Annotated in this window: 24 protein-coding genes and 1 tRNA gene; 14 read left to right on the plus strand and 11 right to left on the minus strand. The window is 44.2% G+C overall.

Translation table 11 applies throughout. The annotated features are described in order from the left end of the window. Positions 1-24: 24 nt before the first annotated feature. The 7 genes from THERU_RS00225 to THERU_RS00255 are packed head-to-tail and all read left to right on the plus strand — an operon-like array spanning position 25 to position 7,587. Positions 25-258, plus strand: coding sequence for a hypothetical protein (locus THERU_RS00225; RefSeq protein WP_025305275.1), 234 nt, complete (start codon positions 25-27; stop codon positions 256-258). Further along, the gene (locus tag THERU_RS00230; RefSeq protein ID WP_025305276.1) at positions 248-985 is read left to right on the plus strand and encodes an LOG family protein; all 738 of its coding nucleotides are present in this window, start codon (positions 248-250) and stop codon (positions 983-985) included. The genes THERU_RS00225 and THERU_RS00230 overlap by 11 nt, the downstream gene beginning before the upstream one ends. Next, positions 978-2,132 (plus strand): metallophosphoesterase family protein, encoded by a 1,155-nt coding sequence (locus tag THERU_RS00235; protein WP_025305277.1) that lies wholly within the window; start codon positions 978-980, stop codon positions 2,130-2,132. Before THERU_RS00230 ends, THERU_RS00235 begins: the two co-directional genes overlap by 8 nt. Continuing rightward, positions 2,113-4,992 carry an SbcC/MukB-like Walker B domain-containing protein gene (locus tag THERU_RS00240; RefSeq protein WP_025305278.1) on the plus strand — a complete coding sequence of 960 codons (2,880 nt, stop codon included), beginning with the start codon at positions 2,113-2,115 and terminating at the stop codon, positions 4,990-4,992. Before THERU_RS00235 ends, THERU_RS00240 begins: the two co-directional genes overlap by 20 nt. 15 nt (positions 4,993-5,007) lie before the next feature. Continuing rightward, positions 5,008-5,727 (plus strand): hypothetical protein, encoded by a 720-nt coding sequence (locus tag THERU_RS00245; protein ID WP_156916177.1) that lies wholly within the window; start codon positions 5,008-5,010, stop codon positions 5,725-5,727. Beyond that, a complete protein-coding gene (locus THERU_RS00250) occupies positions 5,724-6,677 on the plus strand; it encodes a bifunctional phosphoglucose/phosphomannose isomerase (RefSeq protein WP_025305280.1) in 954 nt (317 codons plus the stop codon). The genes THERU_RS00245 and THERU_RS00250 overlap by 4 nt, the downstream gene beginning before the upstream one ends. Beyond that, complete coding sequence (locus THERU_RS00255; protein ID WP_025305281.1) at positions 6,670-7,587, plus strand: TerC family protein; 918 nt, start codon at positions 6,670-6,672, stop codon at positions 7,585-7,587. Before THERU_RS00250 ends, THERU_RS00255 begins: the two co-directional genes overlap by 8 nt. On the opposite strand, the gene THERU_RS00260 is transcribed toward THERU_RS00255, so the two are convergent. The 5 genes from THERU_RS00260 to THERU_RS00280 form a co-directional block, all read right to left on the minus strand. After that, positions 7,562-8,785: a hemolysin family protein gene (locus tag THERU_RS00260; RefSeq protein ID WP_025305282.1), complete on the minus strand. Its 1,224-nt coding sequence runs from the start codon at positions 8,783-8,785 to the stop codon at positions 7,562-7,564. The two genes, THERU_RS00255 and THERU_RS00260, sit on opposite strands and share 26 nt — an antisense overlap. Further along, positions 8,773-9,582 carry a peptide chain release factor N(5)-glutamine methyltransferase gene (gene prmC / locus THERU_RS00265; RefSeq protein ID WP_038531916.1) on the minus strand — a complete coding sequence of 270 codons (810 nt, stop codon included), beginning with the start codon at positions 9,580-9,582 and terminating at the stop codon, positions 8,773-8,775. The genes THERU_RS00260 and prmC overlap by 13 nt, the downstream gene beginning before the upstream one ends. Further along, positions 9,488-9,826: a preprotein translocase subunit SecG gene (secG, locus tag THERU_RS00270; protein WP_025305284.1), complete on the minus strand. Its 339-nt coding sequence runs from the start codon at positions 9,824-9,826 to the stop codon at positions 9,488-9,490. The genes prmC and secG overlap by 95 nt, the downstream gene beginning before the upstream one ends. A gap of 9 nt (positions 9,827-9,835) precedes the next feature. Beyond that, a complete protein-coding gene (locus THERU_RS08410; protein WP_025305285.1) occupies positions 9,836-10,297 on the minus strand; it encodes a hypothetical protein in 462 nt (153 codons plus the stop codon). A gap of 16 nt (positions 10,298-10,313) precedes the next feature. Further along, positions 10,314-10,385 (minus strand) — tRNA-Ala (locus THERU_RS00280). Between the two features lie 21 nt (positions 10,386-10,406). Here THERU_RS00280 and THERU_RS00285 point away from each other — a divergent pair. Genes THERU_RS00285 through bamA form a run of 4 tightly spaced genes read left to right on the plus strand, consistent with a single transcriptional unit; the run spans position 10,407 to position 16,779 of the window. Next, positions 10,407-12,911, plus strand: coding sequence for a cation-translocating P-type ATPase (locus THERU_RS00285; RefSeq protein WP_025305286.1), 2,505 nt, complete (start codon positions 10,407-10,409; stop codon positions 12,909-12,911). Next, entirely contained in the window at positions 12,905-13,462 is a 558-nt protein-coding gene (gene thpR / locus THERU_RS00290) for an RNA 2',3'-cyclic phosphodiesterase (protein WP_025305287.1), read from the plus strand. The genes THERU_RS00285 and thpR overlap by 7 nt, the downstream gene beginning before the upstream one ends. Further along, positions 13,455-14,462 carry a phosphoribosylformylglycinamidine cyclo-ligase gene (purM, locus tag THERU_RS00295; protein ID WP_025305288.1) on the plus strand — a complete coding sequence of 336 codons (1,008 nt, stop codon included), beginning with the start codon at positions 13,455-13,457 and terminating at the stop codon, positions 14,460-14,462. Before thpR ends, purM begins: the two co-directional genes overlap by 8 nt. Further along, a complete protein-coding gene (gene bamA, locus THERU_RS00300; protein WP_025305289.1) occupies positions 14,455-16,779 on the plus strand; it encodes an outer membrane protein assembly factor BamA in 2,325 nt (774 codons plus the stop codon). Before purM ends, bamA begins: the two co-directional genes overlap by 8 nt. A 3-nt stretch (positions 16,780-16,782) precedes the next feature. On the opposite strand, the gene THERU_RS00305 is transcribed toward bamA, so the two are convergent. Then, positions 16,783-17,217, minus strand: a complete 435-nt coding sequence (locus tag THERU_RS00305; protein ID WP_025305290.1) for a pyridoxamine 5'-phosphate oxidase family protein — start codon at positions 17,215-17,217, stop codon at positions 16,783-16,785. Positions 17,218-17,293: 76 nt separating this feature from the next. On the opposite strand from THERU_RS00305, the gene panD reads away from it, so the two are divergent. Genes panD through rpsU form a run of 3 tightly spaced genes read left to right on the plus strand, consistent with a single transcriptional unit; the run spans position 17,294 to position 18,394 of the window. Beyond that, positions 17,294-17,674 (plus strand): aspartate 1-decarboxylase, encoded by a 381-nt coding sequence (gene panD / locus THERU_RS00310; RefSeq protein WP_025305291.1) that lies wholly within the window; start codon positions 17,294-17,296, stop codon positions 17,672-17,674. Further along, positions 17,671-18,171, plus strand: a complete 501-nt coding sequence (locus THERU_RS00315) for a 6-pyruvoyl trahydropterin synthase family protein (RefSeq protein ID WP_025305292.1) — start codon at positions 17,671-17,673, stop codon at positions 18,169-18,171. Before panD ends, THERU_RS00315 begins: the two co-directional genes overlap by 4 nt. Before the next feature lie 22 nt (positions 18,172-18,193). After that, entirely contained in the window at positions 18,194-18,394 is a 201-nt protein-coding gene (gene rpsU / locus THERU_RS00320) for a 30S ribosomal protein S21 (RefSeq protein WP_025305293.1), read from the plus strand. 8 nt (positions 18,395-18,402) lie between these two features. Here rpsU and THERU_RS00325 read toward each other — a convergent pair whose 3' ends face one another. The 5 genes from THERU_RS00325 to THERU_RS00345 are packed head-to-tail and all read right to left on the minus strand — an operon-like array spanning position 18,403 to position 21,942. Then, the gene (locus THERU_RS00325; protein WP_025305294.1) at positions 18,403-19,425 is read right to left on the minus strand and encodes a flagellar brake protein; all 1,023 of its coding nucleotides are present in this window, start codon (positions 19,423-19,425) and stop codon (positions 18,403-18,405) included. A 49-nt stretch (positions 19,426-19,474) separates the two neighbouring features. After that, positions 19,475-20,410 carry a thioredoxin-disulfide reductase gene (trxB, locus tag THERU_RS00330; protein ID WP_025305295.1) on the minus strand — a complete coding sequence of 312 codons (936 nt, stop codon included), beginning with the start codon at positions 20,408-20,410 and terminating at the stop codon, positions 19,475-19,477. Then, a complete protein-coding gene (trxA, locus tag THERU_RS00335) occupies positions 20,407-20,733 on the minus strand; it encodes a thioredoxin (RefSeq protein WP_025305296.1) in 327 nt (108 codons plus the stop codon). The genes trxB and trxA overlap by 4 nt, the downstream gene beginning before the upstream one ends. Beyond that, complete coding sequence (locus THERU_RS00340) at positions 20,709-21,020, minus strand: ArsR/SmtB family transcription factor (RefSeq protein ID WP_025305297.1); 312 nt, start codon at positions 21,018-21,020, stop codon at positions 20,709-20,711. The genes trxA and THERU_RS00340 overlap by 25 nt, the downstream gene beginning before the upstream one ends. Positions 21,021-21,042: 22 nt before the next feature. Beyond that, entirely contained in the window at positions 21,043-21,942 is a 900-nt protein-coding gene (locus tag THERU_RS00345; protein ID WP_025305298.1) for a cation diffusion facilitator family transporter, read from the minus strand. Positions 21,943-21,988: the final 46 nt, after the last annotated feature.

Raw genomic sequence — 21,988 nt, forward strand, 5'->3', positions numbered from 1 at the left:
CCTAGGGGGCAAAGGAGGTGGAGCATGAAGAAGTTAATTTTTGTATTCTTAAGCCTTTTTATTTTTTCCACTATCACCTTACCTGAACCCTCTTTGGCTGCAACCCAGCAGAAAAAGACAACTGTAAAGTCTTTAAAGAAGAAAGTGGTTAAGCAAAAGAAGAGGGCAAAGGTTAGATACTCCCACCACATAAACAAACCTCAAGAGGGAGACCTTTTAAAGCTAGAGGGTATGGTAAAGGACCTAAATGAACAATAAACAACTAAGGCTTATAGAAGAGTTAAAGATAAAACAGGGGGACACCTGGAGAGTTTTGAAGATAATGAGTGAATTTGTGGAGGGGTTTGATACCCTCTCCCATGTGGGTCCTGCGGTTACCTTCTTTGGAAGCTCCCGGTTAAGTCAGGAAAACGAGATATACAAGCATGCATACAGAACCGCCTTTATGCTTGGAAAGCTTGGCTTTCACATAATCACCGGTGGCGGTCCAGGGATCATGGAGGCGGCAAACAGGGGAGCTTATGACGCAGGAACTGTATCTGTGGGTTTAAACATACAAATTCCTACAGAGCAAAAACCCAACAAATACCAAAATATATCTTTGAAGTTTGAATACTTCTTTGTGCGTAAGGTTATGCTGATCAAATACTCCATGGCTTACGTGATCTTTCCGGGAGGGTTTGGCACCTTTGATGAGCTCTTTGAGGCGCTTACCCTCGTGCAAACGGGTAAAGTCTACAGATTTCCCATAATCCTCTATTACACTCCCTTCTGGCAACCTCTACTGGACTATATGAAGAACACTATGGTAGAGTTTGGAGTGATAGATAAAGAAGATATAGAGCTTATGAAACACGCCAACGCACCGGAGGAGGTAGTTCAAATAGTGCTACGGGAAGCCAAAGATAAGCTGAAGCTTTTGAAGAAAGAGGACCCACTTAATCCCTTGGTGGAGAAGTTGGATAAAATCTTAAAGGATGTTTAAGCTACTCCACATATCAGACCTTCATGCGGGGAAAACCTTAAACAAAGTATCAAGGAACGAGGATTTGGCTTATGCCTTAGAACAGGTCTCAGACATATGTCTTAGTGAAAAGGTGGATGTTTTGCTGATTTCAGGGGACATCTTTGACAAGGCGATCCCTGATTACTCCGCAGAAGGTCTAGTCCTTGAGTTTTTGACAGAGTGGGCAGGAAAAGGTATAGAGGTGGTGCTTATAGCGGGCAACCACGATAGCTACGATAAACTTAGGGCTTATGCGGGCATCAAAAAGTTGGGGAGGTTGCATATCTTTGACAGACCAAGCCCAAAGGTGGAGGATATGGTCTTTCAATACAAAGACTTAGCCATTGCGTGCCTGCCCTATCCCAGTGAAAGGGTCCTGACCACCATCTCGGAGGATGCCCACAGAAGCTACTCCCACAAAGTAGCCCAGTATCTAAAAGCCTTGGCGAAGGCGGTGGAAGGCTATAAATATCGCGTACTCCTTGCCCACCTCATGGTAGAAAAGGGGAAGATTGCTGGCTCAGAAAGGGAGGCAAGCGTGAGCAGTTTTTATGCCATAAGACCAGACCAAATACCCGAGAGCTTTCACTATGTGGCCCTTGGACATCTCCATCTCAACCAAAGAATAGAGTCAGCAGTTCCACCCACTCACTACTCGGGCAGTCTTTATCAGATAGATTTTTCCGAGAAGGACACAAAGAAGTTTGTTAATTTGGTGGTTTTGGAGGAATTTGGGGCGAAGGTGCAAGCCCTGGAGCTTTCCCTATACAGACAGTTAAAGGAGGTGAGAATAGCAAAGGGTCAAAGCATTGACAAGGTTCTGGATGAAATAAAGGATCAGAAGGCACTCTTTAAGGTGATCTTGGAGGCGGACATAAAGGACCCAATGCTCAATCTGAAAACCCAAAAACTGCATCAGGTATTGGGTGAAAAGCTTGTCTTTTTAAACTTGGAACTGCCCGAGAGTAGCTCTACTGAGCTTCCCATAGAAGTAGAAGGCTTGGACCTTTTGCAGATTTACAGGGCATACTACAAACAGAATTACAATCAAGAACTACCCGAGGAGATAGAAAGAGAAGTTTTTCGCCTTTTGAACGAAGTTCAGCATGAGACCCATCAGGCTTGAACTGGAAAACTTTACCATCTTTAGGGGAAGGCATAGCGTAGACTTCTCAGGGCTCAGATTTTTTATCATTCAGGGTAGGACAGGGGCAGGAAAGACAAGTTTAATAGACGCCATGTGCTATGCCCTCTTTGGAAAGGTGCCAAGGCACGGAGATAAAAGAGACCTCCATGAGCACCTGATCTCAAAAGGAACAGACCATATGAGGGTATTCTTGGAGTTCTCCGTCAGGGACAAAAGGTATGCCATCGAGAGGGCTGTGAGGAAGGGAAGGGGTGAGGTAAGATTCTGGGAAGGGAACAGGCTTAAGAATGTAAAGGCAAACGAGCTTCCTGAGCTGATCAAAAGGGTCTTAGGAGTTGATTATGATACCTTTACCAAGGTTATACTTTTGCCACAGGGACAGTTTGACAGGTTTTTAAAGCCCGAAAGGCCACAGCAAAGGAGAGAAATTCTAAACAAGCTCTTGGGTGTAGATACCCTTATTGAGAAAATGGCGGAGCTGATAAGGGAGACAAAAAGACAGATTGAAAACCGCTTGGAGAGTATAACCGCATCCTTGCGTGAGCTCAGCTTTGCCACAAAAGAGGAGCTTGAAAGGGTAAACAAAGAGATCACCCTTTTGGAGAAGGACCTTAACCTTTTGGAAGAAGAGAAAAAGAAGCTACAAGAAAGGCTCAATGTTGCATCCAACAGGGACCGCCTTCAAGAAGAGCTAACAGAGTGCCAAAGACAGCTAACAGAACTTCTTGAAAAGGCAGAGAAGATGGAACAGCTTGAGAGGGATCTTCAGGTAATGGAAGAGCTAAGCTCCTATGCTCCCTACGTGGAAAGTTTTAAGAGTCTTTCCCAAAGGGAGGAGCAGGAGATAAAGGAAATAAAGAGTTTAAGGGAAAAGCTTGCCAAACTTTCCCATCAGAGGGAGCAGTTCCAAATACAGTTGGAAAAATACCGTCAAGAGTGGGAAAGATTGGGCGAGTACGATGTGCAAATAGAACAACTAACAAAGGAGTTAGAAAGGCTAAAGAACGCCCTTGAAAAACACAGAGAAAGAAACCAAAAGTTAAAGGAGTTGGAAAACGCAGAAGAAGAGATAAAGACTTTGGAGGAAGATATCAAAAATCTAACTGAGAGAATAGACAGGGGCGAAAACTACATAAAGGAGCTAAGGGAGAAGATAGAAGATTTAGAGGAAAAGCAAAGAAGACTTTTGGAGCTCAATCCCATAAAGATAAAGCTTGATGAGGTAAGGAGGGAAAGGGAAAGCTTGGAACTTCTTAAAGAAGAGAAGGAGCTCTTGGAAGAACAGCTAGAAAAAATCAGAGAAGACATAAAAGAGAAGGAAAGCTCCCTTATTCGCTTTCATGTGGAACACATAAGGGCACACCTAAAGGAGGGAGACCTTTGCCCAGTGTGTGGCAACGTAATTACCCAGCTACCTCCCACCGAGCCCTCTGAGAACTTTGAAACCATCAAAAGGGAACTGGATAAGCTTAAAGCCCTTGAATCTGAGAAACTTGAGAAAAAGGCAAGAATAGAGAGCAAGCTTTCTGCCCTGGAGGAAAAGGAGAGGGAGCTAAGGCAACTGCTAAATGAATGGGAGGAAGAAGAGAGGTTTGAAGAGGAGTATAGGGAACTACAAAGGTCCCAAGCTGAACTGGAGGAATGCAGAAGAAAGCTAAAACAGGCAGAGGAAAAACTTAAGAATTTAAAGGAAGAGCTAAGCACCAAAAGAGAAAGGCTATCCACCCAGGAGGGTAGAAGGGAAAAGTTGCAAACCTTAATAAAAGAGATAGAGGAGCATTTAGCAATAGAAGGCTTTTGGGAAGTTAAGGAACAGGACATAAGGGAAAAACAGGTCCAGTTAAAAACCCTCAAAGACAGAAGGGATATGATAAGAAACAACTATACCACTATCTCCGAACAGTTAAGAAATGTAGAACTGGAGGAGAAAAGGGTCCAAACCGCCCTTTTAGAAAGAGAAAGGAATATACAAAACCTAAAAGAGGAAAAGGAAAGGGTTGCCAAAAACTTGGAGCCGGCCATAAAGAAGTTTGGGCTCGGAACGGTGCAAGAGCTGGAAAAACTCATAAAACCCAAGGAATACATAGAAAGGCTAAAGCAAGAGTTGGAAGATTACAAAAGGAACGTTGCCCTGTTGAAAGAAAAAGAACAAAGGCTAAAGGAAGAACTGAAGAACTTTGAGGGAGTAGAACCTACCCAAGAGATAAAGGCTAAGATGCAGCAGGTGGAAGAAGAACACAAAAACAAAAGTGTTCAGCTTGGACATTTAAGGGAACAAAAAACGCGCATAGAGGAAGGGTTAAAAAGGAGGGAAGAGCTTTTGAAGGATCAAGAGGAGCTTCAGAGGAAGGAGGGTATATACAGAATCCTTGAAAGGGACTTTAGGGCAGACAGGCTTCAGGAATTTTTAAGTCAGATCATGCTCCAAAAGATCATAGCAAGGGCCAACTTCTACCTGCAAAAATTCACATCTGGCGCCTACGAGTATGACTTAGAGGGTTCAGAAATCCTAATAATAGACAGGATATCCGGACACAAAAGAAGCGTAAGCACCTTGAGTGGTGGAGAGACCTTTTTGGCAAGCCTCTCTTTAGCCTTTGGTGTAAGCGACATAATATCCAAGAACGCACCCATAGAGAGCCTTTTCATTGATGAGGGCTTTGGTAGCCTTGACAGGGAAACGAGGGAAGAGCTATCTCAGTTTTTTGAGATGATAAAGCTCAATGCCAACAGGATGGTTGGGATCATAAGCCATCTGGAGGATCTGGCAGAGAAGTTTGACCAACGCATAGAAGTGGTAAGGCGAGGAGATAGGTCCTTTGTGAACGTGATAGTGTGATAAAATAAAGAACTTATGATAACCAAGGTAGGCTGGAGTATAACCCATCAGGAATTTACCGTCACAGACTATTATTACTTTTCAATCCTTCAGAGGGAGGCAGAAAAACACAACATAATCATAGAGGAAGTGGATCGTTGGGAAAAGTTAAAGGAGTATGATACGATCGTGTTCAACTATCCAGAAATTCCTTTCACTGAAAAGGAGGCGGAGGAGGTAGAAAAGTGGGTTTGGGAGCTTGGAAAAAAGGTCATACTGGGTGGATACTATAAAAATGAGGATCACATAGCGGACACCTGCAACACTCTGGCAAGAAGGTTCGGCATGGAGCTAAACCCAGATGAGGTGATTGACGAGGTAAACAACCACAACGGAGAAAAGTATTTTGTGGTAACCTCAAAAATCAGAAGATACAACAAGAACCAAAAAAACGAAGTTAATGTAGAAAAAATCATGCTCGCATGCAGTGCGACTATAAAGCCTCTTATGCCCGATATAAAGGTGGTGGTAAGAGGAGAAGACACTGCTGTCTCCAACATGGGCAACTACACCCTACTCATTGCAGAGCAGATCGCACCCACCAGCGGTGGGTACTTTTGCCTCGCTGGCACCTGCGTCTTTTGGGACAATTACTCCATAACCCTATACAACAACCTTGAATTTTCTTTGAATCTGTTGAGACACCAAACTCCTCTGCCAACCCAATCGGGCAAGCAGGTAATCTTCGGCCTATGAAGGCACAAGAATGGATAGAAAGATTGCCAGAACAATTCGTTGTGTATGAAATCACTACTATATCTCCCAACGATTACAGGGGGATCGTCTTTACCGGAATGGGTGGCTCTGGGATTGTGGGGGATGTGCTAAAGCTCTTTTTAGAAAAGGATGGGGTAAGGGTTCCTGTTCTATCTCTGAGGGGTTATGAACTGCCTCCTTACGTGAGGGAGGGTTGGCTATTGGTGGCTATCAGCTACAGCGGAAACACGGAAGAGACCTTGAGCGTGGCGGATGAAGGGATAAAAAGGGGTTTAAAGGTTGTCTGCGTCAGCTCTGGGGGTAAGCTAAGGGAGGTTGCCCAAAGGGAAGGTTTAGACTTTGTGGAGGTTCCCTCTAACTATGCTCCACGCTACGCCTTTGGCTTTATGTTATCGGCGGTTATGAGCTTGTTTGGGAAAAAGGATCCCATAGAGAGAATAAGAAAGCACTTGGAAGAAAGCAAAGGAGAGATAAAGGAAACCGCTTACCGCATTGCCCAAGTTGTTCAGAATTACATTCCCATAGTTTATGGCACACCGCTAACGGAACCCATAGCCTTCCGATGGAAAACTCAGGTCAACGAAAACTCCAAGACCCTTTGCTACACCGCCACACTGCCCGAGCTCCATCACAATGAAGTTGTAGGGCTTGACAATCCAATAACAAGGAACCTCTGCCACTTTATTATCCTGTGGGATCCAGAGGACCATCCTAGAGTTAAAAGGAGGGTTCAAATCACAGAAGAACTCTTTAAAGAGTTGGGCTTGGCTCCCATAGTGCTACAAGGCAAGGGGGATACCTTAGAGGAGAGGCTTTTATATCTTGCTTACCTTGAAGATTGGGTTAGCTTCTATTTGGCAGAATTTTATGGCTATGATCCGCTACCCGTTAAGGTGATAGACCGAATAAAGGAAGCCTTAAATGAATGAACTAAATTGGATAATCTTTGGCTCTGTGGTCCTCCTTGCCCTGTTTTTGGACTTATTTGTTTTTCACAGACACCCTCATAAAATATCCGTAAAAGAATCCCTGATCCTGTCCGCCTTTTGGATCGGAGTTGGTCTTGCCTTTTCTGGCTATGTGTATTACACAAAGGGAACCCAAGCCTTTTTGGAATACATAACGGGCTATTCCCTGGAAAAAGCCTTAAGCTTGGACAACATATTCGTGTTCATTCTTATATTTTCCTACTTTAAAGTGCCTGAAAAGTTCAGACACAAGGTGCTCTTTTGGGGAGTTTTTGGGGCAATAGTCTTTAGGGCGATCTTTATCTTTGCGGGTGTTGAACTTATAAAGCTCTTTCACTGGGTAATTTACATCTTTGGTGTAATCCTCATAGTCTCCGCTGTAAAGCTTTTGATTACAGAGGAAAAAGAATTTCACCCAGAAGAAACACTGGTCTACAAAATAGCCAAAAGGCTCATACCTTTAAAACCTAACTACAAGGATGGAAAATTCTTTGTAAGAGAGGGCAAAAAGCTTTATGCTACACCACTGTTTTTGTCCCTTCTCTTTGTGGAAAGCTCAGACATTATGTTCGCCATTGACTCGGTGCCCGCCATACTTGCCATCTCCAGGGATCCTTTCATAGTTTATACTTCCAACATCTTTGCCATATTGGGGCTCAGGTCCCTTTATTTTGCCGCAGATGCCATCTTGCCACTCTTTCACTTTTTACACTATGGGCTTTCGTTCATCTTAGCTTTCATTGGCGTGAAAATGCTGATCTCAGAGTTTTATAAAATACCGGTTTTTGTGTCTTTGCTTTTGATCTTCAGCGCCATATTCATCTCGGTGGTGGCGTCTTTGTTAGTTAAGAAGAAGCCTTCTCAACCATAACCTTTTGCACCCTTTTTTCATCTGCTTGAACCACTTTGAACATAACACCCTGGATGTTCGTCTGCTCTCCCTTTTTGGGGATTCGTTTCAGATGATAGATCAAAAGTCCCGCTACGGTGGAGTAAGGTCCCTTGGGAATCTCTACGCCCAAAAGCCTTTCAAGGTCCTCTATCTGAAAGCGCCCGTCTACGATCCACTTATCCTTTTCTATCTCTACGACCCGATCCTCTTCCAGCTCCTCCCGACCCAAGCCTCCCATAAAGAAGGAAGATAGGTCATCAACGGTAACAATGCCCAAAACCACTCCCAACTCATCTACCACTATTCCCATACCCTCCTTGGTGCTTTTAAAGGTCTCAAGGGCTTCTTGCAAAGACGCAAACTCAGGAAAGACTGCAACCGGTCTAATAAAGTCCTTTATGCTGAGGTTCCTTCCATACCACTCCGCCAAATCAAACATGTCTACATATCCCACAATCTCATCCACCCTGCCCCTATAAACGGGCAGTTTTTTGTATCCGCTCCTCTTCATTTCTGCTATTGCCTGCTCTACGGTGGCGTTTTCACTGATCATGACCACCTGGTGGATGGGCTTTAACACCTCCGAAAGGTAAGTATCCCTTGCAGACAGTAGCTTTACCGCAAGCCTTAGCTCCTCTCCTTCCGCGAGTTCTTCTTTTATTGCCAACAGATCCCTTCGGGAAAGCTTTTCCTTAGATAACCCTTCTAATCTTTTGCCCAATTGTCGGCTCAAAATTCTAACCGCCTTAAGAATAGGCAAAAGAACCCTTTTTAGCTTGCTCAAAAACCAGAGGCTGGGCACCAAAACTTTTTCTGAGTGTTTGTGAAATAGACCCTTTGGAACAAATTCGCCAAAAATAAGAGTAAAGATCACAAGGGTGGCAGAAAAAAGTACCTCCAAACCAGATAAGAACTTAAAGGTCTCCGCCAAATTGAAGATTATCAGCGTGTAAAAGGTGGTGGCAAGAACTATGCTAACGGTGTATCCAAGCATTGTTAGGGTTATGTAGTCCTCTGGATTTTCGTAAAAATCCATCAAAAACTCATACTTGGTCTTTTTGTACAGGGCAAGAATTCTACTCCTGTCTGTCTTTACGAGGGCGATCTCTGAACCAGAAAAAATACCTTCCAATATAACAAAGAAAACCACTGCAACTAAAAGCCCTAAGATTTCCATCCTACTACCACCCTATCCTGCCCTGAGTAATCTTTGAAAATTTTAGGGGAATAATCCTTAAGTAGTTCTTGGACTATCTGCCCTTGGTCATGCCCTATTTCCAAAACAAAAAAGCCGTTTTCTTTGAGAAAATCTCCCACCTGCTGGGCAAATCTTTCGTAGAACTCCCAACCCTTTTTGCCACCTATTAGGGCATCTTTACCTTCCAGCTTTACGCCTTCGGGTAAAGTTTCCCAAAGACCCTCCGGTATGTAAGGAGGGTTAGAAACCACAAAATCAAAGCGAAGGCCCTTTACAGGTTCAAAATCTTTGCCTTGCAAAAGTTTAAGCCTTTGGGAAACACCGTAGTTCTCTGCGTTTATCCTTGTAAGTTCCAAAGCCTTTGGATTTATATCCGTGCCATACATAAACAGCCTTTCCCTTTCTAAAAGCAAGGTAATGGCAATGCAACCACTCCCCACTCCTATTTCTAAGCCTGTGTAATCCCTACGAGAGTCCAACAGCTCCAAAGTTTTCTCCACCAAAAGTTCTGTTTCGGATCTTGGAATCAAAACCCCCTCCGCCACCTTAAAGGTTCTTCCATAAAAGTCCCATTCTCCAATAAGGTATTGCAATGGATAACCTTCCTCAAGCTTTTTTATAGATTTTTCGTACTCTTCCAAGAGCTGAAGGGGGACCTCTTCCTCCATTTTCAGATAGAGTTCAGGGGCTTTTACCCCCAGAAGGTGTGCCAGAAGGAGCTGTCTGTCCCTTTGGGACACTTTGCTGGGTCTGAGTATTAGCTCCTTTACCTTCATTTTCCAAAAGGGAGCCCCTCTTTGAGGGATGGAAAAAGCTTATAAGCAGGGCAATGCCCATGAGCATAAAGCCAAGCCAGTAGGTTGCCTTGGTAAGTATGGTATCCACGCCACCGGGACCAAAGACACCTTGTCCCATACCACCGAAAGCACTACCCACATCTCCCCTGCCCCTCTGCATCAAAACCACCACTATCAGGAGCAGGGCAACCATTATAAAAAGCACTGTAAGAAGGTAATACATGGGAAAAAATTATAATCCCTTGCTCACCCTTACCCAAAGCTGTATATATCCCTGCTTGAGTTTGTACCGGTTTATAAGAAGCCTGTTCTTGAACTGTTTGGGGACTCTGGCGTACTCCTCTGTTTTGGTTATAGCTTCCCAGAGATTAAAAAATACGTGCTCTCCTTCCCTTTTAAAGGGTCCCTTTTGCAAGAGCTCCTCCAAGCCTTTCTCAGTCATTACCGTAAGTCCTATTGCCCTTATATCCGGCTGTTCGTTTTTTACACTCTGCGCGTCCTCCTTTAGGGGCACCTGCACTTTCTTTGAAAAGATAAATCCCTTCTTTTTAAAGCCAACCCTCAGCAAGCCATCAAGCACCTCAAAGTTTAAGCCCTTAAAGGTTTCGTTCAAAAGCTCTTTAGGGACTTTTACCTCAATCTCTGCATCTATGAGATTACCCAGGTTTATAAGGTCCTCGGAAAATATACCCATAGTTCTTAAATATAAGTGGAGACGAGGGGATTTGAACCCCCGACCTCCTGCTTGCGATGCAGGCGCTCTCCCACTGAGCTACGTCCCCTGAGAACGTATAATGATTTTAATGCATAATAAAGCCATAGAGGAAGTCCTAAAAGAGTTAAACACCTCTCCCTTTGGTCTCTCCCAAGAGGAAGCGGAGAGAAGACTAAAGCGCTATGGGCTCAACGAAATAGAGGAGAGGAAAGAGAGCGTCTGGGCGATCCTGCTTAGGCAATACACCAATCCTCTGATTTTGATCTTGGTTGTGGCAGGCTTTTTGGCTCTTCTACTTGGAGATTGGAAAGATTCTGTGATCGTCTGGGGGCTCGTTCTCGTAAACGGTCTTATAGGTTTTTATCAGGAGCTAAAGGCGAGGGCTTCAATAGAGAGCCTAAAGAAGCTAACAAGGCAAAAAGTAATTGTCATTAGAGATGGCAAAGAGATGGAGATAGACGCAGTCTTTTTGGTGCCCGGAGACATAGTGCTTCTATCGGAGGGGGATGTGGTACCCGCAGACTTAAGGCTTCTGGAAGAGGCGGGTCTGTTGGTGGATGAATCACTTTTAACGGGCGAATCGGTGCCCGTAGAAAAATACTCCCATGTTGTTTTACCGGAGGACACTCCTCTTTACGAAAGGGTCAATTGCCTATACAAAGGCACGGTAGTGGTTAGAGGAAAGGCAAAGGCGGTCGTTTTTGCTACGGGAAGGCAAACCCAGATGGGGCTTATGGCGGAAAAGCTTGAAGAAAAGCCTCCGGAGAGCCCCCTAACCCTTGCCCTAAGAGATTTTTCCAAAAAATTGGTGGTAGGATTAGTGCTCATTCTCTCCACCTTGGTTTTGATAGGTATAGCCCAAGGTAGGAGTTGGGAATTCATCGTGTTCTTTGCAGTAGCCCAGCTTGTTTCCGCGGTGCCTGAAGGACTTCCCATAGTCATAACCATAGCCCTTGTGATAGGTGCCATAAGGCTTGCCAGAAACAACGTTTTGGTCAGATACCTGCCCGCGGTGGAGACTTTAGGTAGTGCCACCTTCATATGCACTGATAAAACTGGCACCATAACGGAAGGAAGGCTGAAGGTGGAAGACTATATACCTTTGAACGAGGAAGAGCTATTTTTATGCTCCGCCTTGTGCAACGATTCGGACGGCAAAAAGGGAGATGCGGTAGACCTTGCCCTTCTTGAGTGGTTGGACGAGATGGGCTTTAACTGGTTGGGCATAAGAAGTATCTTTGAGAGGGTTTGGGAGCATCCCTTTGACACCAAAAGAAGGTTGATGGCGGTGGTAGTAAAAAGTGATAAAGGCTACAAACTATACATAAAAGGGGCTTTTGAAAGCCTCTCAAAGCTTGCGGGCAATAGCCTAAATGTTTTACAAGAAAAACATGATCATATGGCAAAGAGGGGGCTAAGGGTTTTAGCCTTTGGATACGCAGAGCTTGAAAGGATTCCAGAGGATATAGATAGCGTAAAAATTGAGCTAATTGGCTTGGTGGGTTTCTTAGATCCTCCTAAAAAGGGTGTAAAGGAGGCAGTGGAACGGGCAAAGAAGGCAGGCATAAGAGTGATCATGATCACTGGGGACAATCTGCTGACCGCAAAGGCGGTGGCAAGTATGGTTGGTATCTACCAAGAGGGAGATTTTGCTATAGAGGGAGCTTCTCTTGCAAACTATTCAGACGCTGAACTCTACGAACTTTTAAAACGCACCACCGTGGTGGCAAGGGCTCTTCCGGAGGACAAGTATCGGATAGTTAAGGTCCTTCAGTCCCACGGAGAGATCGTGGCGGTAACGGGCGATGGGGTAAACGACGCACCAGCCCTAAGGGTGGCAGACTTGGGCGTAGCTATGGGTTCTGGTGCCCAAGTTTCAAAGGATGCGTCTGCCATGATCATAACAGACAATAATCTAACGGTTATCGTCCAAGCCATAATGATAGGTAGGCTAATAGCCCAAAACATAGCCAAGGTTATAAGATATCTCCTTTCCGCCAACGGCTTTCAGATAATCTACAACAGCTTGGCCATCATCTCCGGAATGCCTTTACCACTGTATCCTACCCACATACTCTGGCTAAACTTGGTTACCGATGGTGTGGTAGACAAGGCTTATCCCTTCACCAAGTACGAAGGAGATCCAACCAAGGAAAAGCCCAAGAGACCTCAAGAAGTTTTCCTGGGGAAGAAGCAGATAATTTACATACTCTATACCGCCATAATCTGCGCCCTTGGGCACTATCTACTCTTTAGCTATATACTGTCTAAGTATCCTTACGAGCTGGCGCTTTCTATAAGCTTTACCTCATCGGTCGTTTCCCTGTGGGCTGTTGGAATTCAAGAGATAAGCTCTAAGCCCTTCCTTTTGAACCCAATTGAATACGTAAGAACGAACCCTTACGTGTATTTAGGAATAATCCTAGGCATAGTTCTACAGGCCCTTGCGGTTTATGTTTTTGAGGATTTCTTCAAGACGGTGCCCTTAGACGTGGAACATCTGCAGTATACCCTGATAATGCCAGTGGTTGTCTTTTTAGCTATAGAGCTCAGAAAGTGGGTAGAGTGGCTTTATAATAGAAAAGCGTGGTAAGAGTTTTTGTTGGTTTCTTCTCCACAAAGACCATACAGGAACAGGTGGAAAGGCTAAAGGAACAAACGGAGGACTTTATAAAGGGTAAGTGGGTGGAACCACAAAACTACCACATGACCTTTCAGTTCATAGGAGAGGTGCCGGAGGAGAAATTGATGGATATAATAAAGGGCGTGCAGGAGGTCTCTCAGAGAAACAAACCCATAAGGGTAAAGTATAAATCCTTAGGAGTTTTCCCAGACATAGATAAGGCAAGGGTGCTATGGATTGGTGTATCAGAGGGTGCAGAAAGACTCAAGGCGCTGGCTAAGGATGTATACAACACCAACAAAAAATACGGTATAAGGAGCGATGGTAAGCCCTTTTACCCTCATGTAACCATTTGCAGAATAAAGGAGTATGATAAGAAAAAGCTAAAGAACCTTCTCAAAAGGTACGAAAACTACAATTTTGGAGAGGACCTGGTGGACAGAATATCCATAATAAGGAGTTCTTTAACTTCCATAGGACCTATCTACTCGGTTTTGGAGGAGTTTTACTTAAATGGATAAGCTAACGTACAAATCTGCGGGCGTAGACCTGGAAAAGGCAGAAAGATTTGTGGAGTTTATAAAAGAAAAGACAAGGAGCTTGGGCTTCCAAATCAAGCTTTTTGGAAGTTTTGCCAGCGGTGTTTCTCTGCAGGGCTACAAAAAGCCAATACTCATGATGACCACCGACGGGGTGGGTACAAAGCTCAAAATAGCCCAAGAGCTTGGTATCCATCACACGGTAGGCATAGACCTTGTGGCTATGAACGTTAATGACCTTATAACCTCCGGCGCTAAGCCCTTAGGATTTATGGATTACATAGCTACTGGCAGAATAGAGTTGGAGGTTCTAAAGAAGGTTATTGAGGGTATATTGGAAGGCTGTAAGCAGGCGGAGATGCCCTTGGTGGGCGGGGAAACTGCAGAGATGCCCGGCTTTTATCCGGATGGCGTCTATGACCTTGCGGGCTTTTGTGTGGGTGTGTGCGAAGAGGAGGAACTCATAACCGGGGAAAACATAAAACCTGGAGACATTCTAATAGGACTTCCTTCTTCGGGCTTTCACAGCAACGGCTACTCCCTTATCAGAAAGGTTGTAGAGATAAACAAACTTAGCTATTCCACCTTTATGGAAGAGTTTGGAAAAACCCTTGGGGAGGTTTTGCTTGAACCCACAAGAATATACTGGAGGGAGGTAAAGGAGCTTATTGAAAAGAAAGTGGAAATAAAAGGCATGGCGCATATAACGGGCGGGGGACTGCCGGGAAACTTGGTTCGGATCCTTCCAGAAGGTACAAAGGCGGTGGTGGAAGAGAAGAAAATTCCAAAAAATCCTATCTTTGACTGGGTGCAAAGACTTGGTAAAATAGAAAGGGAGGAGATGTTTAGGGTTTTTAACATGGGTGTGGGGTTTGTTCTGGTTGTGGATGAAATGAACGCAAGCAAAGTGCTTTCCCAAATCCCTCAAGCCTTTGAACTAGGTGTAATAAAAGCCGGAGAAAGGAGTGTAGAAATTGCGTAGGATTGTTCTCTTGCTTTTAGTAAGCTTTGGTTGGCTCTTTGCCCAAAGGGTGGAGGGCGTAAAAATAGAGGGTGCCCTATATGTGCCGGAGGATGTAATTAGAGGACTTATAAAGGTTAAGGAGGGTATGTCTTACGATCCCTTTGCAGTGCGGGAAGATATAAGACGCCTTTACAGAACCGGCTTTTTTGAAAGCGTGGAAGTGTACGAAGAAAAGTTGGGAGATAAAGTGTTCCTAACCTACAAGGTCAAAGACCTGCCGGTTATATACAAAATAGAATTCAGAGGAAACAAGAAGATAAAGAGCGATGAGCTTGAAAAGAAAATCGGTATAGAAACAGAGGTGGGAAAGATAGATGTGGAGGAGTTGACCCGGCAATTCACCTCCTCACCCGCCATAGAAGAGAAAGTGGAGGTACAAAGAAGGCTAAAGCTGGGAAGGGTCCTCAGCCAAGAGGAGATGGAAACCATAAAAAACAGGATCATTCAAGCATACGAAAGGGAAGGATACCCAAACGTGCAGGTCTCTTATGAACTCGTGCCCAAAAAGGGAGCGTCTAAGCTTGTGTATAACATAATAGAGGGTGAGCCTGAGTATGTGGCAAGCGTTGAAATAAAAGGAAATAAAAGCTTTAGGAAGGGAAGACTTTTGAACCTGATGGAAACGAAGCCCCCGAGCTTGCTTGCCTTTAGACTAAAGCCACCCTTTAGTGAAGAACTCCTTAAGGAGGATATAAAGAGGATCGAAGAGTTTTACAGGTCTGAGGGCTTTTTGGAGGCAAAGGTTTCATACAGGGTAGAAAAAGAAAAAAACAGGTACAGGATTTTCATAGAAGTTCAAGAGGGACCAAGGTATAAACTGAAGGCAGTGAAGCTAGAGGGGAACACTTACTTTTCGTCCAGGGAGCTGATAGGTAATCTTCTTAAAAAGAACAAGGGAGGATTTTATAGAGATGAGGTTATAAAGAACATCATTAAAAACATAAGGGATCAATACACCCAAATAGGCTTCCTTGGTGTTTCTGTGGATAGAGAGGAAAGAAGGGATAACCAAAAAAAGGAAGTGGAAGTGGTTTTAAGGATATCCGAGGGTGAGCCCTTCTATGTGGGAAGGATAGAGGTAAGAGGAAACTATGAAACAAGAGATTACGTAATAAGAAGGGAGATGAGGGTTCAGGAAGGAGACCTTATCAACCAGAGGGAATTGGAGAGGTCAAGAACGAGGATCTTCAACCTGGGTTATTACGAGGATGTTAGCATAGAACCCTCCTCTGTCGAAGGGAATAAGCTGGATCTGGAAACCAGAGTAAGAGAGAGATTTACCGGACAGTTCTCTGTAGGTTTGGGCTACAACCAGGTAACCAAGTTGTCTGGTTTTATCTCCCTTAGAAAGGGAAACTTTTTAGGCACAGGAGACATAGCCAGCATTTCCGTATCTTACGGTAGCAAAATAAAAGACAACGCCCTTTCTTACACAAAAAAATGGTTTCTGAACCTACCCATAGACCTTAGTGGTTCCGTTTACGACAGGCGTATAGAATACACAACTTACACGGTAGGAAGAACAGGTTTGGACCTGATAATATCAAGAGAGATAAGCGAATTTTGGAGGATCAGCGGTGGGATTAGCTTTCAGAGGGTCAAATACTCAAACATATCTCCGAACGCATCACCCATAATACTTCAGGAGGCTGGAGAAAGACAATCTAGAAAGTTTATTTTTGGCGTTTCAAGGGATACAAGGGATAACTATCTCTTTCCCACAAAGGGTTCTCTTACAGAGATAGGGTACTCGGTTGCAGTGCCCGTTTTGGGAGGAACGGAAAGGTTTAACAAAATTAACCTATCCCATCAAACCTTTCTAAAGGATCCATTTTTTGATACAGACTTAATACTTGCCTTTAAGGGAGTCCTTGGCGTTGTGGAACCTTACAGCAGAAAGACGGTGCCCTTGGACGAAAGGTTCTTCGTAGGTGGAGACTTCACAATCAGAGGCTACAAATATGGCTATGCAGGTCCTTTGGACCCTAACACTTCAGACCCCATAGGTGCCAAAAGGCAAATAATACTTTCTGCGGAAGCCAACTATCCACTTTACAAAAATATACTTTACGGAGCACTATTTTACGACACAGGGCTTGGCTTTGATAAAACCAGCGAGTTAAAACTTCAAAATCTAAAAGGAGGCTATGGCGTAGGAGTGAGGTTTATCACCCCCTTTGCCCCCATTAAGCTGGACTGGGCCTTTAAGACCAAAAAGGTACCCGGTGACACCTCTCGCAGTAGAATACACTTTGTCTTGGGATTCTTCTTCTAAGGGTTAACCTCTTAAGGCGGATAGAACAAGCTCGTCCAGTTCTCCTGCCTTTTGCAGGTCGCCCGTATGCATAAAGGGTATAGTTCCCACAACGGTGCCACCGGGAAAGAGCGCATCCTCCACTCTTTGGATGGAAACCTCAAACACAGAAACAGGGAACTTTACCTCTTCTATTCTCTCAAGAATGAGCTTCGCATTGCCATAGAGGGCTAAGGCAGTGTTTGCACTAAAGACCATTATGGCTACCTTTCCCGTTTCCTGCATGTTTTTTGCGCTTTTGGCGTTGGAACTGAGGGCAAGCCGAAGGGTTTTATCATCAACAGGGTAAACCCATGTTATAAAGGTGGTGTGAAGGTCTCCGTTTTTGTCGGTGGTGGTAAGGACTATGGGGAAAACTCCCACACTTCTCATAAAATCTATTAGCTCCTTGGGTAGCATTTTCAAGTCCTCCTTGAACTTTATTATAGCACGGACTTGCAAAGAATAAAGAGTTTTTTTATATTTTTATACTCCCATGAAGAGATATATGCTAAAGTCCAAAATACACAGGGCAAGGATAACAGGTACAGAACTTCACTACGAAGGTAGCCTATCTTTGGATGTTAGCCTCATGGAAGCGGCCCAGCTACTTCCATACGAGAAGATAGAGGTCTACAACGTGAACACAGGCAGTAGGTTTTCCACTTATGTAATTCCTGCACCAAGGTATTCGGGCGAGGTGAGACTAAACGGTGCCGCTGCGAGGCTTGGTGCGGTGGGAGATATTATCATAATAGCGTCTTATGGTCTCTTTGACGAGGAAGAGTTGAAGGACTTTAAGCCTGTTCTTGTTTATGTGGATGAGCATAACCGAATAAGAGAGGTAAGAAGGGAGATGATGGAGGAGTTTGTGTGAAGTGGCAAATATCCAAGGTCTTTAGGTTTGAGGCGGGACACAGGGTTTGGAAGCAAAACCTAACCTACGGAAGAGGAGCTGACTTTACTATTGGAAAGGAGATCCCAGTTAACAAGTGCGTAAATTTGCACGGACATAGTTATGTACTGGAAGTAGTGCTGGGCTCTGATACCCTCTCTGAGCAGGACATGGTAATAGACTTCTACCATGTAAAAAATGCCCTGAAGGAGCTAATAGACACCATTGACCACAGCTTTATCATAGACAAAGCGGACCCTATGTATCCAGAGCTTAAAGAATTAGCAGAAAAATACGGTGCCCTCAAGCTCTTCCCGGTGGATTTTTGCCCTACTGCAGAAGCCCTTGCCAAGTTCTTTTATGACTTCCTTGAAGACAAATTGAGGGCGGTGGGACTTTTGGAAGAGGTGAAGGTTATAAAGGTAGTGCTTTGGGAAACTGCAACTTCAAAAGCTGAATATTACGGAAATGTGTTATAATTTAATAAGGAGGTGAAGAAGGTTGGTGTTTGTGATAGTGGATGAAAACGAACCCTTTGAGAAGGCTTTTAAAAAATTTAAAAGGCTTGTAGAGAAAGAAGGGATACTTACAGAAGTCAGGAGGCGCCAATTCTACGAAAAGCCAAGTGAAAAGAAAAAGAGAAGGGAACGTCAAGCGAGGAAGAGAATATTGAAGGCCATGAAGAAAAGAAATATGCTTTGAAAAGCCATTTATCTATCCATCTTATAAGCTTTTAGTGCTTCCCTCTGCTCCTCTATTATAAACCTTCTTATGGTGTCCTCGTAATTTTTTTTCAAGTTTAAAAATTTTAAACCAAAACACGTTCTATCGGTAGAGCCCGATATATGCCTTATCTCCGCCAAAATGTTTTTAAAAGCTTCACCCTTCCATTCAAATTCTAAAAGCAAGCTATCGCCTTCCTTTGCTGAAAGGAACCTATTAAAACAAACCTTAACTCCTTCCGTGCTTATGTTCTCTATGGTTCCTTCCAAAAAGGATTCATCAGGTAGCTCTTCAATAAGAGATAGTTCCTCAGCTTTTACCTTCCTGTTGAAAAAGAACGCTCGTGCAGGGATGGATACCTTCCATCTTATGGAGTCCCTTAGCTGGACTTTACCAAGCTTTTCGGTATGAGGAACAACCAAAATCACTTTTCCACCTTCAAGGTAGGTGTTCAAAACTTCCGCTTCAAAGTAATACCTGCCATCGTCTTCTCTTAAAAAGGAAAACCTAACTTTTTCACCGGGCTGTGGAAATTCCGGAGCTCTATCAAGGATAGCTATCTTTAGATCCTCTTCTGTTTTTTCCCAAACTGCAGCACCGTATGACTTTCCTTTGTATGAAACAAAACCTGTCTGATAGACCTCTATGTCTCTCGTGGTAGCAAGTGGTAGAAACCATGGTAAATGCTCAAATTTGAGCTTCTTTCTAACACTAACAATGATGGGTATATTATCCGAGCTTTCCTTAACAAGCTTTCCCACACACCTTTCAAATACATACTTGCTGTAAAAAACTTTATTTGGCTCTTCCAACGTGCTTGCACACTTATATAGCAAAGCTATTTCTTCTTCATTAAGCCCCATCTGCTTTCCGACAACCTCAAACTCCCTCCTTACAGACCTGCTGGCAAGGTATTTTGAGACGGCATAAGGAAGAACTATAAGAACAAATACGGAGGCTACAAAACCAAAAAGAACAAGTAATACATCCGCCAGATCAGGTTGGAACATATATCTGGTAGCTTCTTTGAAGGTTTCAAATCCTCCCTGGTAATTCACATTAGAAGTTCTCCTGTAGGTATTTTTCTGCCTCTATGGCAGCTATGCACCCTTCCCCCACCGCCACAGCCACCTGACCGGTGGCTCCGCTTCGGCAATCTCCACATGCAAACACACCCTCCACACTGGTTCTCATTCTCTCATCGGTGATGATATATCCTTTATCGTCCGTTTTGACAAAACCTTTAAGAAAGCCTGTGGCGGGCTCCAAACCGATGAAAATAAACACCCCTTCCACTTCCAAGGTGGAAAGCTCCCCCGTTTGGGTATCTTTAAGAAGCAAGCTCTCCACTGCATCTGTACCCCTTATCTCTTCCACCACCTTGTTGGGTAAGAACTTGATCTTGGGATGGGAAAGCACCTTTTCCTGAAGATGTTTTTGAGCCCTCAGCTGATCTCTTCGGTGGATCAGATAAACCACACTACCAAAACGGGTTAAAAACAAGCTTTCCTGACAGGCGGAATCTCCTCCACCTATTACTGCAATAGGTACTCCATCAAAGAGGGCACCATCGCAGGTAGCACAGTAGGATACTCCTCTGTTCAAGAACTCTTCCTCCCCCTTTACACCCAACTTTCTTGGGCTTGCTCCTACAGCAAGAATAACCGTTTTGCTCCTCAAGAGCTCCCCGGTCCTAAGGTGCAAGATTAATTCTTTACCCACCTTTTCTATCTTTACCACTTCCTTCCTGTGGATTTTCAAACCAAATCTTTCTGCCTGCTCTTTGAACCTGAGGGACAACTCTTTACCGCTTATCCCTTCTGGAAATCCTGGGTAATTTTCCACCAAGTCTGTAATGGCTATCTGTCCCCCGATGGTCCCCTTCTCCAGAAGGAGGGTGTTCATCTTTGCCCTTGCACAGTAAAGCCCAGCGGTCAATCCCGCTGGACCGCCCCCCACTATAACACAATCATACAGTATATCCTCAGAGATCATATGTGGCTAAGGAGCATTTGCTTTATGGCTTCTTTAGGTTGAACGCCAATCCTTGTATCAACTACTTCACCGTTTTTGAAAAGCATCAAGGTGGGTATTGCTCTTATGCCATACTGCATAGCTATATTGGGGTTTTCGTCGGTGTTTAGCTTGCCAACCTTCACTTTGCCCGCAAACTCATCCGCCAACTCTTCTATGATGGGTGCTATGATCCTACAGGGACCACACCAGGGAGCCCAAAAATCCACTAGAACTGGCTTGTCTGAGTTAATGACCTCCGCATGCCAGTTGCTTTCTGTTAATGTGATGACGTTTCCTGCCATTTTGTTACCTCCTTGCTTAATATTTCATAGATTTTTAAAGCCCTTTCATCCTTTATATAGTAGCAAACTACAGAACCATCCCTTTTACAACCTACTATACCTTTGTTCCTAAGTATTCCAAGGTGCTGGGATACGTTGGGTTGGGAGATTTTGAGGAGCTCGCTAAGGTTTTTGACACACTGCCTGCCTTCTATCAAGGTTGCCAAAATCCTTAGCCTTATGGGATGAGCCAAAGCCTTTAAAAGCTCTGCCCACTCTTCAAGGATTTCTTCACTCAAATGCTTCATCCTTCAATATATATTAACATTGTTATATGTTTTTATCAACAGAATCCGTACAATATACCACCTCCACCGTAGTATGAACTAAGTTTTCTATTTCCTCAAGGCGTTTTACGTAGTCGTCCGCAGGAAGGTCCTGAGTGGTGGTTATAGTAAGTATGCACGCATACTTGTCGTGATGGATGCGGAGGAGGTGTATATCTTGGACTTTGCTGATGCCATCCCTTTCTATGCTGTTAATTATCCTTTGCACTATGGGGGAGCGCATCTCCCTATCAAGGAGTATCCAGGCGGTTTCTTTGAGAAGTCCATACGCCCAGTTGATGATCACAAAAAAGCCCACAATCCCAGAGAGAGGGTCCAAATACCACATGCCAAAATATTTGCCACCCAAAAGGGCACCTATTGCCAATATTGAGGTCAATGCGTCTGTAAGCACATGAAGGTAGGCGGACTTCAGATTAACGTCATGCTTGTGGTCCTCCTCGTGGGACAAGACGAAGGCACTAACCAAGTTTATCAACAATCCTCCAAAGGCAACCAAAAGGGCTTCTTCATATTTAACCGCTACCCTGTTTATGAGCTTTGACAGGGCTTCTATAAGAACAAGGAAAGCCATCATACTTAAAAGCACTGCGCTGGTGTATGCCCCAAGCACCTCCACCTTCCAAGTACCAAAGGAAAAGCTAACATCCCTTGACCACCTTCTTGCCAGCATATAGGCAGTGAAGGATATTCCAAAGGCTAAGGCGTGAGTTCCCATATGTATGCCGTCCGCCAAAAGGGCAACAGAACCAAAGATATAGCCAGAGGCGATCTCAACAAACATAAAAGCCAGCGTCAGCAAAAACACCAAAAGCACGCGCCCCTCCGCCTCCTTCTTGGGCACATGGAACACATGCTGATGTTTGCAGTAAGCCCTTTCCATAGATTTGGAATATTACACCCACAAAGGGATGGGTCAAGTAGTAGAT

Origin of the sequence: Thermocrinis ruber (assembly GCF_000512735.1) — a bacterium.
In the GTDB taxonomy this organism is placed as follows: Bacteria; Aquificota; Aquificia; order Aquificales; family Aquificaceae; genus Thermocrinis; species Thermocrinis ruber.